Source organism: Nocardia niigatensis NBRC 100131, assembly GCF_000308655.1.
GTDB lineage: Bacteria > Actinomycetota > Actinomycetes > Mycobacteriales > Mycobacteriaceae > Nocardia > Nocardia niigatensis.
In genome coordinates this window covers 1-13,374 of the sequence record NZ_BAGC01000040.1, presented here as the reverse complement: position 1 = coordinate 13,374, position 13,374 = coordinate 1, and the positions used below count along the sequence as shown (strand labels likewise).

14 protein-coding genes are annotated in these 13,374 nt (G+C 68.8%); 9 read left to right on the top strand and 5 right to left on the bottom strand.

All coding sequences use genetic code 11. The annotated features are described in order from the left end of the window. Positions 1-38: 38 nt before the first annotated feature. The 3 genes from ON33_RS12750 to ON33_RS12740 all read right to left on the bottom strand — a co-directional run bounded on the left by ON33_RS12750 (position 39) and on the right by ON33_RS12740 (position 2,533). The gene (locus tag ON33_RS12750; RefSeq protein WP_051152158.1) at positions 39-863 is read right to left on the bottom strand and encodes a PaaX family transcriptional regulator C-terminal domain-containing protein; all 825 of its coding nucleotides are present in this window, start codon (positions 861-863) and stop codon (positions 39-41) included. Positions 864-909: 46 nt separating this feature from the next. Beyond that, on the bottom strand, positions 910-2,151 hold the full coding sequence (locus tag ON33_RS12745) for a saccharopine dehydrogenase family protein (protein WP_051152007.1): 1,242 nt from the start codon (positions 2,149-2,151) through the stop codon (positions 910-912). 139 nt (positions 2,152-2,290) lie between these two features. Next, entirely contained in the window at positions 2,291-2,533 is a 243-nt protein-coding gene (locus ON33_RS12740; protein ID WP_040858745.1) for a hypothetical protein, read from the bottom strand. A 90-nt stretch (positions 2,534-2,623) separates the two neighbouring features. Between ON33_RS12740 and ON33_RS12735 the strand changes: the two genes are divergently transcribed. After that, positions 2,624-3,475 (top strand): acyl-CoA thioesterase, encoded by an 852-nt coding sequence (locus tag ON33_RS12735; protein ID WP_040858744.1) that lies wholly within the window; start codon positions 2,624-2,626, stop codon positions 3,473-3,475. 60 nt (positions 3,476-3,535) lie between these two features. Here ON33_RS12735 and ON33_RS12730 read toward each other — a convergent pair whose 3' ends face one another. Continuing rightward, positions 3,536-5,227: an APC family permease gene (locus ON33_RS12730; RefSeq protein WP_040859134.1), complete on the bottom strand. Its 1,692-nt coding sequence runs from the start codon at positions 5,225-5,227 to the stop codon at positions 3,536-3,538. A gap of 207 nt (positions 5,228-5,434) precedes the next feature. Here ON33_RS12730 and pdxT point away from each other — a divergent pair, with 207 nt between their 5' ends. From pdxT to ruvB, 7 genes are all read left to right on the top strand, one after another. Continuing rightward, complete coding sequence (pdxT, locus tag ON33_RS12725; protein ID WP_040858743.1) at positions 5,435-6,058, top strand: pyridoxal 5'-phosphate synthase glutaminase subunit PdxT; 624 nt, start codon at positions 5,435-5,437, stop codon at positions 6,056-6,058. A 53-nt stretch (positions 6,059-6,111) separates the two neighbouring features. After that, positions 6,112-6,864: a YebC/PmpR family DNA-binding transcriptional regulator gene (locus ON33_RS12720; RefSeq protein ID WP_040858742.1), complete on the top strand. Its 753-nt coding sequence runs from the start codon at positions 6,112-6,114 to the stop codon at positions 6,862-6,864. A 113-nt stretch (positions 6,865-6,977) separates the two neighbouring features. Next, positions 6,978-7,502: an O-acetyl-ADP-ribose deacetylase gene (locus ON33_RS12715; RefSeq protein WP_040858741.1), complete on the top strand. Its 525-nt coding sequence runs from the start codon at positions 6,978-6,980 to the stop codon at positions 7,500-7,502. 94 nt (positions 7,503-7,596) lie between these two features. Then, positions 7,597-8,040 carry a hypothetical protein gene (locus tag ON33_RS12710; protein ID WP_040858740.1) on the top strand — a complete coding sequence of 148 codons (444 nt, stop codon included), beginning with the start codon at positions 7,597-7,599 and terminating at the stop codon, positions 8,038-8,040. 114 nt (positions 8,041-8,154) lie between these two features. Next, on the top strand, positions 8,155-8,724 hold the full coding sequence (ruvC, locus tag ON33_RS12705) for a crossover junction endodeoxyribonuclease RuvC (protein ID WP_040858739.1): 570 nt from the start codon (positions 8,155-8,157) through the stop codon (positions 8,722-8,724). Next, positions 8,721-9,326, top strand: a complete 606-nt coding sequence (gene ruvA / locus ON33_RS12700; RefSeq protein ID WP_040858738.1) for a Holliday junction branch migration protein RuvA — start codon at positions 8,721-8,723, stop codon at positions 9,324-9,326. The genes ruvC and ruvA overlap by 4 nt, the downstream gene beginning before the upstream one ends. 6 nt (positions 9,327-9,332) lie before the next feature. Further along, positions 9,333-10,421 (top strand): Holliday junction branch migration DNA helicase RuvB, encoded by a 1,089-nt coding sequence (ruvB, locus tag ON33_RS12695; RefSeq protein WP_040858737.1) that lies wholly within the window; start codon positions 9,333-9,335, stop codon positions 10,419-10,421. Between the two features lie 192 nt (positions 10,422-10,613). On the opposite strand, the gene ON33_RS12690 is transcribed toward ruvB, so the two are convergent. After that, complete coding sequence (locus ON33_RS12690) at positions 10,614-11,582, bottom strand: NADP-dependent oxidoreductase (protein ID WP_245550503.1); 969 nt, start codon at positions 11,580-11,582, stop codon at positions 10,614-10,616. 70 nt (positions 11,583-11,652) lie between these two features. On the opposite strand from ON33_RS12690, the gene ON33_RS12685 reads away from it, so the two are divergent. Next, positions 11,653-12,630: a GlxA family transcriptional regulator gene (locus ON33_RS12685; protein WP_040858736.1), complete on the top strand. Its 978-nt coding sequence runs from the start codon at positions 11,653-11,655 to the stop codon at positions 12,628-12,630. The last annotated feature ends 744 nt before the right edge of the window (positions 12,631-13,374 follow it).

The following is a 13,374-nucleotide window of genomic DNA, read 5'->3' as shown; positions in this document are numbered from 1 at the left end:
ACAGTGACAGCCGGGCCGGGGGATGATGTGCTGTCGGTCTAATCCCGGGTACCGGTGGGGGCGGTGATCTCGGCGACCACGTCGGTGTGCCAGCGGAACAGTCGAATCGGCGGCAGGGGAACGGCATTCAGCGCCGCCCAGCATCGGGCGACCGCGGCGCGGGCGGTCACCCCGATCCAGGGTTGGGGGAGCAGCTCGGGCGGCAGCAGCGGATCGCCGGCGAGCGCTCGATCGAATTCGGCGGCCACCGTGATCGCCAGCGACAGCTGTTCGGTCGAATCCGCGGTGCGCAGCGCCGACAGCGTGCGCTCGGCGGTCGCGAGCAGCCGCTCGTGCCCGGCGGCCAGCCGATCCAGCGGCCACAGTCGCGCCGCGAGTTCGGTTCCCGCGGTGATCCCCCCGACCGACAGCTCAGCGGTGGTCATCAGGGTGAGCTGCCCGTCGATGCCGAGTGTGCCTGCCAGGGAACGGATCCGGTCCTCCCACGCGTGCGGCGACACGTACAGTCCGCCCTGGATCGGCGCGCCGCCGTGGAACATGATGGCCTCACGCATGGCGTCACGCGCCTGCCGATTGGCCTCCGGCACCGCGAAGGCCGCCAGATGCCAATTGCCGTCCCACGTCACCTCCCCGCGATCCTGGGCGTAGGTGAACCGCAAATACTCCAGGTCGGGTTCGAGGGTGCTGCCCCGGGTGTCCGCGGTGGCGCGCAGTATCGCTTTGCGCCCGCGCCCCTCGTGCGTGAATCGGCCTTCGGCCACCAGCCTTTTGATGCACAGCCGCACCTGCTGATCGCTCATCCCCAGCGCCGTGGCGACATCGTAGAGTTCGCCCGCGTCGATGGTGGCGTCCTCGCGGATCATGCTCTCCACGAGCGTCCGGGTCGGAATCTCGGTGGCCGCAACCGGATCATCCACTGGTCACTCCTCGCTCCACCCGGCCGGCCGTGATGCCACCGGGCTCCCGTTCGATGACGACCGGCGCCGCGCTGCCGCCGAATTCCCGGCCCAGGTCGGCGAAGAACCGCCGCGCGTCGATGACCGCCTCCGGCGGATGCACGCCCGGCCGGCGGGCGCTGCCGTCGATGACCTGGGACATGCCCAGCGCCAAGGGGATCCCGGTGGCCCGCGCCATATCGCCGAACAGCATACGGACTCCGCCCGTCTCCTCGGGGCTCAGGTGGGCGAGCACCCGGTACTCGCGCCCGTCCCGGGTGCCGGACAGCGCGGCGAAGAAGGGTGGCAAATTGCCGGGACCCCGGGTCCGCATCGCCGTCGGCACCGACCGGACCATCCGCCCCAGCGACGGGCTGGCCAGCTCCTCGGCGGCCGCCTCGTTGGTGAGCAGCCCGGCGTCGATATCGCGGCGCAGCATCTCCAGGTAGGCCAGCGTCCACGGCGTCACCACCATCAGGTTGGCGGCGTCGCCGGTCGGATTCAGGCTGCGCTGCAGGGTGATCGGCTCGGGATGGCCGATCGTGTACGCGGTCCCGCGCCGGCCCCCGGGCAGGGTGAGCTCGACCGCCCGCAGCGGCCGCTGCGCGACCAGTCGGCCCGCCGCCACCGCGGAGATGGTGCCGCTGCTCTGCTGCATCCAGTGCACGGCCGCCGCCGTCGGCCGTCCATCGGTCAGCAGCGCGTCGTCGGCGCCCGCGCCCGGAACATCCACCGGCCAGGCCGTATACGCGTCGAGGACGGTGTCGAGTTCGTCGGCGGCCAGCGCCGCGAGCAGGTTGCTGATGCCGGGGCTCGCGCCCATCCCCACCACCGCGCACACCCCGGCGTCCCGAGCCTCCTGATCCGATCCGAGCATGTCGACCGTCGGCTCCCAGTCGTCGCAGATGTCGAGATAGTGCGTGCCGGTGTCGATGGCCGCCCGCAGGACGGCGCGGCCGAAACGGTAGTAGGGGCCAACGGTATTGAGCACCAGATCGGCCCGCGAGAGCGCCCCGCGCAGCGCGGCCGCGTCGGTGACATCGAGTGTGCGTGCGGTGACCGGGACCCGGGCGTCGGCGAATCGGCGGGCCACCGCCGCGGCGGCGGCACCGTCGCGATCGGCGATTACGATCTGCTCGACACCCAGCAGCCCGGCGGCCGTCTCGACGGCGGCCGCGCCCATCGCGCCCGCCGCGCCCAGGGCTAGAACTCTCATGACGTACTCCTGAATCAGTGGTCCGGCTGGTCGGCGTACCGACGCAGAGCATCGAGATAGCCTGGGGCGTACAGGGATCGGGGTGCGAAGAGCGCGACCAGGTAGGACCACGCGCTGTCGGGCCTATCCAGATCGAACTTCACGATGTTGTGCGAGGCGTCCGGGAACGTCCGGGACCGTCAGCAGGTTCGACGGCACCGAATCCCGGTACACCCGTGCGGTGCAATGCCAGCGCGCCCTGCAGCGGCTGGGTACCGCCGGTGATGGTGACCCGCTCCGCGCGAAAACCGAAGTCGTGCTGGACGATCACCCATCCGCCGGCCGACAGCACCAGTGCGGCAACACAACTCACAGCGAGGAGGGTCCGGCGCTTCCAGCTCATAAGAACTATCGTAGCAGAAACGATCGTGAATGATTCGATAGTTTTAGGCGGTTGTTAGCCTGAGCGGGACAAACGCGAAGGGACGGGTGCATGGCGACGATCGAAGAGGCGCTCGAAATAGAGCAACTCGAACGCGACATCTTCCGTGGTGCGTCCACCAAGACGCAGCTGCCACGCACATTCGGCGGGCAGGTAGCGGGGCAGGCGCTGGTGGCGGCGGTGCGCACGGTGGATCCGCACTATCAGGTGCACTCGCTGCACGGGTATTTCCTGCGGCCGGGCAATCCGGAGCGACCCACCGTCTACCAGGTGGACCGCATCCGCGAAGGCCGCTCCTTCTGCACGCGCAGAGTCACCGGAGTGCAGAACGGCGAGGCCATCTTCACCATGTCGGCCTCCTTCCATGTCGGCGACGAGGGTCCCGAGCATCAGGACAGGATGCCGGCGGTGCCCGCGGCGTCTGATCTGTCGGACGCCAAGGAGGCCATGAGCCCCGAACGGCTGTGGCTCATGCGCGAATGGGAGCACTGGGATATCCGCACCATCCCGCAGGACGAGGTGGACCGCCGCGACGGTCTCGCCGCCCAGCAGCAGGTGTGGTTCCGCTACCGGCACCCGCTGCCCGACGATCCGCTGTTCCACGTCTGCACCCTGGCGTACATGAGCGATATGACGCTGCTCGGCTCGTCCAAGGTCATCCACCCCGATGAGCCCACGCAGAACGCCTCGCTCGACCACGCCATGTGGTTCCTGCGCCCGTTCCGCGCCGACGACTGGCTGCTCTACGACCAGCAGTCGCCGTCGGCGGGCGCGGGCCGTGCGCTGACCGGCGGGCGGATCTGGAATCAGGCCGGGGAACTGGTGGCGGTGGTCATTCAGGAGGGGCTGACCCGCACCTTCCGTGACGCGCAGGCCGAGTCCTACCCGGCCGGAACCGCCTGAGCCGCAAACCAATCGAGCGCGCCGCCGGTGAATTACGGTGGCGCGCTAGTGTTTCCGGGATCAGGCGATCTGCACCCGCAGGTGACACACCACGGTGTCGGTCATCTTGCGCAGCACCCGCTCCAGCTCGTCACTGCGATGGCTGGGCAGCACGTGATTCCAGCCCGCGGGCGGCTCGACCTCGGCGATCACCACCACCTTGCGGCGGCCGGTGAAATGGTCGGCGACATAACGCGCCACCGGGCCCCCGACCGTCGAATCGCCGTCCTCGAGCAGCACCAGGCGCACGTCCGGGTGCCAGGTCTCCCACTCCTTGGTGAAGACGGTGATGTTCTCGCCCGGCAGGCACACGTGCACCGCGGTCACGTCCCGGCCCAGCGACATGGCCGCCGACAGCGCCTCCCGGCTCAGCTCCGACACCTCCGACACCGGCACCACGATCGCGGTCTCGGTGGCCTTCGGCTCGGCGGGCACGCACCCCACGCCGCGGCAGCCGTCGATACGGGCGTAGATCGTGCGGATCCGCTCCATGGCCACCACCAGCAGCGGCAGCACCACCACGATCAGCCACGCGCCCTCGGCGAATTTCATTGCGGTGGTGACGATCAGCGCCACCAAGGTGAGCACCGCGCCGAACCCGTTCAGCGCCACCCGCCACCGCCAGCCCTTGGTCCGGACCGCCGGCCAGTGCCGGACCATGCCGGCCTGGGCGATGGTGAAGCCCACGAACACGCCGATCGCGAACAGCGGCACCAGGGCGTTCATCTCGCCGTCGGACGCGGCCAGCAGCACCGCCGACGAGACGCCCAGGGCGAGCACGCCGAAGCGGTACACCTGCCGCTGTGAACGCACCGCGAACCGGTGTGGCAGCGAATTGTCGTCGGCCAGGATCTTGGTCAGTGTCGGCAGGCCGCCGTAGGAGGTGTTGGCCGCCAGCGCCAGCAGGATCACGGTCGCGAATTGCACGATGTAGTAGGCGATTCCGTGGCCCAGCGCCGCCTCGGTCAGCTGCGACAGGATGGTGGCGCCTTCGATCGGGTGGATCGAGAACTTCCCGATCAGCGTGGCCAGCCCGACGAGCATGAGGCCCAGCAGCGCACCCAGCGCCACCTCGGCCCGCTGCGCCCGCTCGACCCTGGGCTGCGCGAAGCTCGGTACCGCGTTGGCGATCGCCTCGACACCGGTCAGGGCCGCGCAGCCGCTGGAGAAGGCCTTGAGCAGCAACAGGATTCCGATATTGCGGGCGTTCTCGGCGACCGCGGCGCCGGTTTCGACCGCGGCCGGTTGCGCCCGCAGCAGGCCCGCGACGATGACGACGAAGATACCGAGCACGAACACCACGGTCGGGGCCATGAAGGCCCGCGCGCTCTCACGGATTCCGTACAGATTCAATACGGTGATTCCGGCCAGGACCGCCAGGCAGATCCACACCGTGTAAGGGAAGAGCGAGGGGAACGCCGAGGTCAGCGCCGCCACGCCCGCGGCGATGGACACCGCCACATTCAGGACGTAGTCGACGATGAGCGAGGCCGCGGCGACCAGGCTGGTGCGCCGCCCCAGCCGCGCCTTGGCCACCGCGTACGCGCCGCCGCCGTTCGGGAACGCCGCGATGACCTGCCGGTAGGAGAAGGTCAGCACGGTCAGCAGCACCACGATCGCCAGGGTCACCGGCAGGGTGAAGCCGAGTCCGGCCGTGCCCGCCGCCGCCAGGACCAGCACGATGGCCTCGGGCCCATAGGCCACCGAGGCCATGGCGTCGAGCGAGAGCCCGGCCAGCCCGGTCGCCACGGTCAGCCCGTGCCGGGGCGGCGGTGCGTCGACCCCGCCGCGCGGCCCGGGCGAGGTTTGCGGAAGCAAATCGGTCACATGCGGAGTGTTCACCCGAAAGTGCTCTTGGACGCCCGTCCTGACGAAACCCTGACACCTTGGGTGAGCAGGGCCACAACACCCCCCGAACGTATGCTCGACGGCGTGAAACCGACGATTGGTGTGCTGGCCCTGCAGGGTGATGTGCGCGAACACGCGCACGCGCTGGAAGCTTGCGGAGCGGCGGCGCTGCCCGTGCGCCGCGAATCCGAGCTGGCCGCCGTCGACGGTCTGGTGATCCCGGGTGGCGAATCCACCACGATCAGCAAGCTGCTGGAAGTCTTCGAGCTGCTGGAACCGCTCAAGCAGCGCCTGCGCGACGGCCTGCCCGCCTACGGCTCCTGCGCGGGCATGATCCTGCTGGCCTCGGAGGTGCTCGATACCCGCCCCGACATGCAGCCCCTGTACGGCATCGATATGACCGTGCGCCGCAATGCCTTCGGCCGCCAGGTCGACTCCTTCGAGGCCGACCTCGATTTCACCGGCCTCGACGACGGCCCGGTCCGGGCGGTCTTCATCCGCGCCCCCTGGGTGGAGCGGGCCGGGGCCGGCGTCGAGGTGCTGGCGCGGGTGCCCGCGGGCCCGGCGGCCGGGCGCATCGTCGCGGTGCGGCAGGGCAATGTCATCGCCACCTCCTTCCACCCGGAAGTGACCGGCGATCTGCGGGTGCACAAGCTGTTCGTCGATACCGTGGTGCGACCGCGCGCCGGAGTCTGACGTACTCTCGAATGTCGGAAACCACACAGACCCCCGAAGCGAGGAAGTAGGGAATGAGCGGCCATTCAAAATGGGCCACCACCAAGCACAAGAAGGCTGCCCTCGACGCCAAGCGCGGCAAGCTGTTCGCCAAGCTGATCAAGAACATCGAGGTCGCGGCGCGCACCGGTGGTGGTGACCCGGATGGCAACCCGACGCTCTACGACGCCATCCAGAAGGCCAAGAAGAACTCGGTGCCGCAGGACAACATCGAGCGGGCCCGTAAGCGCGGTGGCGGCGAAGAAGCCGGTGGTGCCGACTGGCAGACAATCATGTACGAGGGCTACGGCCCCAGCGGTGTCGCGGTGCTCATCGAGTGCCTGACCGACAACCGCAACCGTGCGGCCGGCGAGGTCCGCGTGGCGGTCACCCGCAACGGCGGCAATATGGCCGACCCCGGTTCGGTGTCGTACATGTTCTCCCGCAAGGGCGTGGTGACGCTGGAGAAGGCCGGCCAGACCGAGGACGACGTCCTGATGGCCGTGCTGGACGCGGGCGCCGAAGAGGTCAACGACCTCGGCGACGAGTTCGAGATCATCTCCGAGCCGGGCGACATGATCGCGGTCCGCACCGCGCTGCAGGAGGCGGGCATCGACTACACCTCCGCCGAGTCCGGCTTCCAGCCCTCGGTCTCCGTCCCCGCCGACGCCGAGCTGGCCCGCAAGGTGTTCAAGCTGGTCGACGCCCTCGAGGACTGCGACGACGTGCAGAACGTCTTCACCAACATCGACATCTCCGATGAGGTGCTGGCCGAGCTCGACGCCTGAGCCGGCTCTTTCTGCCGGGCGAATACCCGATCACGCGGGCCGCTTCCCGATCCGGGAGGCGGCCCGCGTGATTTTTCCCGGGGTCGGCGAGCATCGGGTGCGAGAATCGCGGCATGGTCGAATTGCTTGCCGTTCGAGGCGATATCACCGAACAGCGGGTGGATGCCGTGGTGAACGCGGCGAACTCCTCGTTGCTCGGCGGCGGGGGAGTGGACGGCGCCATCCACCGCAAGGGCGGGCCCGAGATCCTCGCCGCCTGCCGCGCCCTGCGGGCCTCGCAGTACGGGCGCGGCCTCGAGACCGGGCAGGCGGTCGCGACCACCGCCGGAAACCTGCCGGCCCAGTGGGTGATTCACACCGTCGGTCCCGTGTGGTCGGCGAGCGAGGACCGTTCCGCCCTGCTGGCCTCCTGCTATCGCGAATCCTTGCGTGTGGCAGACGAACTCGGGGCGGCCACGGTGGCGTTCCCGGCCATCTCCACCGGCGTGTACGGCTGGCCCATGGACGACGGCGCGCGCATCGCCGTCGAGACCCTGCGCGGCACCGCGACCCGGGTGCGGGAGGTGCGGTTCGTGCTCTTCAGCGCGGACGCGTTCCGCATCTTCGACGGCGCGCTCGGCGCGAATCAGGGTGCCTGAGCGGCGAATTCCGGGTTTACCCCGATGTGCGTGAAACCTCTTGTGCGACAGGCTGTATCCCGGGTCGGGATGGTTGATAGGAGTTGATTCACGCATGGCTCAACGGTTGCTCATCGGTCTCGGCGCTGCCGCCCTGATCGCCGCCACCGCCGGTGCACTCGCCCCGGCGGCCTTCGCCACGGACCTGGCCGACGGAGTCTCCTGCAGCGACCACAGCTGCCGAAACGACACCGACGACATCTACCGGGTGCGGGTCCGGGTGAACTGCACGGGATTCAACGGCACCTACGAGACGTCGGTCTGGGTGAACAGTCATACCACCCAGGACGTGCGTCCCGGATGCACCGGACGCTGGGTGCCCGGGCAGACCCACCTGGGAACGCCGTCGATGAACTCCGACGGCACCTGGAGCACGCCGCCGATGGTGACCGACCCCGGCACCTTCGAACCCAGCTACGAGATGGGTATCGACTATCTCGCTGCCGTGGTCGACAACAGCGGCCGCCGCCGGCCCGCCCCGGCCCCCAGCGGTTCTTGATTCCGGCCGAATCCGCCGAGCCCCCACCGGGACCGGCCGTGTCGATGGATACTGTCGCGCCGAGGGTCCGTTAGACTCTCGAACAGTTGTTCGTTCACGGTGAGAGGGGCTTCGGTGCGGGTGATGGGCGTCGACCCCGGGCTCACCCGGTGCGGCATCAGCATGGTCGTGGGCAGTATGGGGAGGCAGGTCTCCATGCTGGCCGTCGACGTGATCCGCACCCCGGCGGAAATGGAGCTGGCGCAACGGCTTCTGCTGGTCGCCGACGCCGCCGAAACCTGGATGGACACTCACAGGCCCGAGGTCGTGGCCATCGAACGCGTCTTCTCCCAGCACAATGTGCGGACCGCCATGGCGACAGCACAGGCCGGCGGCGTCATCGCCCTCGCGGCCGCGCGCCGCCGGATCCCGGTGCACTTCCACACGCCGTCTCAGGTGAAGGCGGCGGTCACCGGCAACGGTTCGGCGGACAAGGCGCAAGTGACCGCCATGGTGACCCGTATCCTCGGGCTGGCCGTCGCGCCCAAGCCCGCCGACGCCGCCGACGCGCTCGCCCTGGCCATCTGCCACTGCTGGCGCGCACCCATGCTGGAACGCATGGCCAAGGCGGAGGCGATGGCCGAGCGGCAACGGCGCATGTACGAGGAAAGGCTTGCCCAGCAACGGAAGGCGGTAACGCGGTGATCGCGTCGGTACGCGGCGAGGTGCTCGAGATCGGGCTCGACCATGTGGTCATCGAGGCGGCGGGGGTCGGCTACCGGCTCAACGCCACCCCGGTCACCCTGGCCGGGCTCGCCCGCGGCGAGGACGCCCGGCTCTACACGACCATGATCGTGCGCGAGGACTCCATGACCCTGTTCGGCTTCGCCGACACCGAGGCGCGGGAGCTGTTCGGGCTGTTGCAGACCGTGTCCGGGGTGGGCCCGAAGCTGGCCATGGCGGTGCTGGCGGTGCTCGAACCCGAGGCGCTGCGCAAGGCGCTCGCCGAATCGAACGTGGCGGCGCTGACCCGGGTTCCGGGTGTCGGCAAGCGCGGCGCCGAACGCATGGTGGTCGAGTTGCGCGACAAGGTGAATCTGGTTCCGGTGCAGTCCGGTCCGCCCGGATCCGGGCCCGCGCCCGTGGTGACGCCCGTGCGCGAGCAGGTGGTGGACGCGCTCATCGGGCTGGGTTTCCCGGCCCGGCAGGCCGAGGGCGCGGTGGACGCGGTGCTGGCCGACGAACCCGGCATCGGCACCTCTCAGGCCCTGCGCACGGCGCTCGGGCTGCTGGGTAAGAATCGCTAGGCCGCCATGACCGACGAGTTCGACGACCTCGACGACACCGAATCCGCCGTCAGTGCAAGCTATCTGCAGTCCGACGGCGAGATCGAGGCCAGCCTGCGCCCCAAGTCGCTCGACGACTTCATCGGCCAGCCGCGCGTGCGCGAACAGCTGGCGCTGGTGCTGCGCGGCGCGAAACTGCGCGGCGGTACCCCCGACCACGTTCTGCTGTCCGGTCCGCCCGGCCTCGGCAAGACGAGCATGGCCATGATCATCGCCGGCGAACTGGGTACCGCGCTGCGGCTCACCTCGGGTCCGGCGCTGGAACGCGCGGGCGACCTGGCCGCCATGCTCAGCAATCTGGTCGAGGGTGATGTGCTGTTCATCGACGAGATCCACCGCATGGCCCGGCCCGCCGAGGAAATGCTGTACCTGGCCATGGAGGACTTCCGCGTCGACGTGGTGGTCGGCAAAGGCCCGGGCGCCACCTCGATTCCCCTTGATATCGCGCCGTTCACGCTGGTCGGCGCGACCACCCGGTCCGGCGCGCTGACCGGGCCCTTGCGTGACCGGTTCGGCTTCACGGGCCACATGGACTTCTACGAACCCGAAGAGCTGCAGAAGATTCTGGAGCGCTCGGCGCGAATCCTGGGCGTGCGCTTGGAGTCCGACGCGGCGGCCGAGATCGCGGGCCGATCCCGGGGCACGCCGCGTATCGCCAACCGGCTGCTGCGCCGCGTGCGCGACTACGCGGAGGTCAAGGCCGACGGCCTGGTCACACGCGAAATCGCCGGTGCCGCACTGGCGGTGTACGACGTGGATGCGCTCGGTCTCGACCGGCTGGACCGCGCGGTGCTGAGTGCGCTGATCCGCAGCTTCAACGGCGGGCCGGTGGGTGTGTCGACGCTCGCCGTCGCGGTGGGCGAGGAAGCAGCCACTGTCGAGGAAGTGTGCGAACCGTTCCTGGTGCGAGCGGGTTTGGTGGCGCGCACGCCCCGAGGGCGGATCGCGACCGCGGCTGCTTGGGAGCACCTGGGCTTGGTGCCGCCGCCGGACCTGGTTTTCGGGTCGATCGAGGTGCGTCGTCACGAGCCGCAGATGGGTCTGTTCGAGTCGTAAGCGGTTGTGCGACACCGCGACGCGCGCCCTGGCGGCACGTTGGTACAGATCGTCGGCGACACCATCGGGGTCGTTCCCGCCTTTGGCCTGATTCGAGATCCAGGTATGGCTTGTGCCGGCGGAACTACGCGTCTGTCACAGAGGACACCGGCCGCGCCCGTTTCTGGGCACGGCCGATGTTCTTCCCGGACTTCAGTCGACGGTGAGGACGAGCTTTCCGACGGTACGGCGGGTCTCGCCGAGTGCATGGGCCTTGGCGGCGTCGGCGAGCGGGAAAGACCCCGCGATGGTGGGTCGCAGCGCGCCGGATTCGGCGAGCTCGCGCAGCGCCTCCATCCCGGTGTGATCGGCCTCGACGAGCAGGATTTCGGCACGCACGCCGAGCTTCTCGGCGTCGGCCTTGTAATGGTCACCGCCATTGGCGCGCAGAGAGACCAGAATGCCGCCGGGGCGCAGTGTGCGCAGGGAACGTTGGGCGTGGTCGGCATCGATGGGGTCGAGGACCATGTCGATATCGCGGACCGTGACCGCGAAATCGGTGGTGCGGTAGTCGATCACCTCGTCCACGCCGATGCTGCGCAGGAAGTCGTGATTGGCTGCGCTGGCGGTGCCGATCACGTATGCGCCGCGCGCCTTGGCGATCTGGACCGCGAAGTGGCCGACGCCGCCGGCGGCCGCGTGGATCAGGACCCGCTGTCCGGCTTGCACATTCGCGGTGTCCACCAGGGCCTGGTAGGCGGTGAGGGCGGCCAGGGGGATCGCGGCGGCCTGGGCGTGGTCGAGGTTGGCGGGCTTGCGGGCGAAGGCCCGGGCGGGACCGGTGACGTACTCGGCGGCCGCGCCGTGCCCGTGCGGGTAGGGAAGCATGCCGAAGACCTCGTCGCCGGGCTTGAAGAGGGTGACGCCGACGCCGATCGCCACCACCTCGCCGGAGACATCCCAGCCCAGCACGAACGGCGGCGCGGGCAGGAACAGACCCGCGCGGGCGCGGTGACCCCAGTCGGTCGGGTTCAGTGCGGTGGCGCGCACCCGCACCAGCAGCTCGCTCGGACCCGGTTGCGGCACCGGCAGTTCCACCTCGTGCAGGACCTCGGGACCGCCGAGCACGTCCTGGCCGATGGCCTTCATGGTGGTGGGGATGGTGATGTCCTTCTCGCTCATGCCTCTCAGCTTGCCGCCGGGGGAGTCGCGGGTAAATGGCACGATTGCCATTATTCGATAGGATCGTGCCATGAAATCGGAGGTTGTCGTGCCGCACCGGGTCGTCGTCCTGGCGCTCGACGGGGTGTACCCGTTCGAGCTCGGCATCCCGAACCGGGTGTTCGGCACCTCGGACGGGCGGTACGAGGTGATCACCTGCTCGCTCGACGGGCGGCCGGTGCGCAGCAGCTCCGACTTCGACATCGCGGTCGCGCACGACGCGAGCCTGCTGAAAACCGCCGACACTGTGGTGATTCCGCCCTGTGATGTCCTGCCCATTCTGGAAAGCGGCCTGCCGCAGGCGGTTTCGGATGCGCTGGCCACCATCCGCCCCGGAGCGCGGCTGGTTTCCATCTGCACGGGCGCGATCGTCGTCGCTGCCGCCGGGCTGCTCGACGATCGACCCGCAACCACCCACTGGAACTTCGCCGAACGGTTCCGGCGCACCTTCCCGAGAGTGCGCGTCGACCCGAACGTCCTGTACGTCGACGACGGCGACATCCTCACCTCCGCCGGCGCCACCGCCGGAGTCGACCTGTGCCTGCACCTGATTCGCGCCGATCACGGCAGCGAAGTCGCCAATATGGTCGCCCGCCGCTGCGTCGTGCCGCCCTGGCGTGAAGGCGGCCAGGCCCAATTCATCGAACAGCCCGTGCCTCCGCCCACCGCGGCCGGGACAGCCATCGCACGTCAGTGGGCGCTCGAGAATCTCGACCGGCCGCTCACCATGGCCGACCTCGCGGATCGAGCGCGCATGAGTGGGCGCACCTTCGCCCGGCGCTTCCGTGACGAGGTGGGCATGAGCCCGGGGCGGTGGCTGATCCAGCAGCGGGTGTTCCGCGCCCGCGAATTGCTGGAGACCACAGAGCTTTCGGTGGATCGGATCGCCGGCGAGGTGGGATTCGCTACCGGAGCGTCCCTGCGTCAGCACCTGCACGACGCGATCGGCGTCTCGCCACTGGCCTATCGGCGCACCTTCCGGACCGAGGTCGCGGTCGGCCTTTCGTAGTCTTCGGCCGAATCCCTCCCCGTGCAGACTATTTCAAGCACATAGATTCGGCTTGACGCACCAGACGACGAATTCTCCTACAGCGTGACAGGTCGCAACCGGCGTTACGGAATGCCGATGAATCCTGCTGCCCCAGAGTGTGTTCCGGGTGGAACATCGAGCGTATCTGCGGCGACCATCGGGTCGTTCCGATGAACTTCGACGACGAGGACGGCCCGGGGTAAGAGCCGCCACTGACGCGCCTCGACCACCACCCTCACCGTGAGCGGCGCTCGATCAGTTCGACCGTGCGTTCGTCGAATGCGCTGGAACCTGAAGTGGCGCAGCGTTTCCTGTTCACCTTCGTCCATCACGGCGGAACGGGCAGTGGAGGCACGGGAAGTGATACGCGGGGCCGCCGAACTGGTTCGCAACGCGTTGAGTGATCGGATCCTGGTGTTGCCTGGTACGGCTGCTCTGTAGCCGTGTCGGACGGCGGTATCGGAAACGCTGGAATCGCGGCGGGTACGAACTCTCCATTTGACTTGCCTTGCCGCTATTGCGGGTGTGCCGGCGATCAGTCTTCCGTTGGCGGATATTGGTGGAATTCCACATGGTCTGTGTTTGGTTGGGGCGGCCGGTATGGATCGGATTTTATTCAATGACGAGCGAAAATATAAGTGATACAGGACAATTCGGGTTCTCGCGACGGTCCTGGTGCGGTAAAATTAGTACATGAATTCGATGGGGGTGACATCGACACGA

Coding starts and splice junctions, on each gene's coding strand:
- ON33_RS12750 (WP_051152158.1), bottom strand. CDS start 863: ATGATCCGCGAGGACGCCACCATCGACGCGGGCGAACTCTACGATGTC.
- ON33_RS12710 (WP_040858740.1), top strand. CDS start 7,597: ATGGCTCAACGGTTGCTCATCGGTCTCGGCGCTGCCGCCCTGATCGCC.
- ON33_RS12735 (WP_040858744.1), top strand. CDS start 2,624: ATGGCGACGATCGAAGAGGCGCTCGAAATAGAGCAACTCGAACGCGAC.
- ON33_RS12730 (WP_040859134.1), bottom strand. CDS start 5,227: ATGGCCTCGGTGGCCTATGGGCCCGAGGCCATCGTGCTGGTCCTGGCG.
- ON33_RS12720 (WP_040858742.1), top strand. CDS start 6,112: ATGAGCGGCCATTCAAAATGGGCCACCACCAAGCACAAGAAGGCTGCC.
- pdxT (WP_040858743.1), top strand. CDS start 5,435: ATGCTCGACGGCGTGAAACCGACGATTGGTGTGCTGGCCCTGCAGGGT.
- ON33_RS12690 (WP_245550503.1), bottom strand. CDS start 11,582: ATGAGCGAGAAGGACATCACCATCCCCACCACCATGAAGGCCATCGGC.
- ON33_RS12685 (WP_040858736.1), top strand. CDS start 11,653: ATGAAATCGGAGGTTGTCGTGCCGCACCGGGTCGTCGTCCTGGCGCTC.
- ruvB (WP_040858737.1), top strand. CDS start 9,333: ATGACCGACGAGTTCGACGACCTCGACGACACCGAATCCGCCGTCAGT.
- ON33_RS12745 (WP_051152007.1), bottom strand. CDS start 2,151: ATGAGAGTTCTAGCCCTGGGCGCGGCGGGCGCGATGGGCGCGGCCGCC.
- ON33_RS12740 (WP_040858745.1), bottom strand. CDS start 2,533: ATGAGCTGGAAGCGCCGGACCCTCCTCGCTGTGAGTTGTGTTGCCGCA.
- ON33_RS12715 (WP_040858741.1), top strand. CDS start 6,978: ATGGTCGAATTGCTTGCCGTTCGAGGCGATATCACCGAACAGCGGGTG.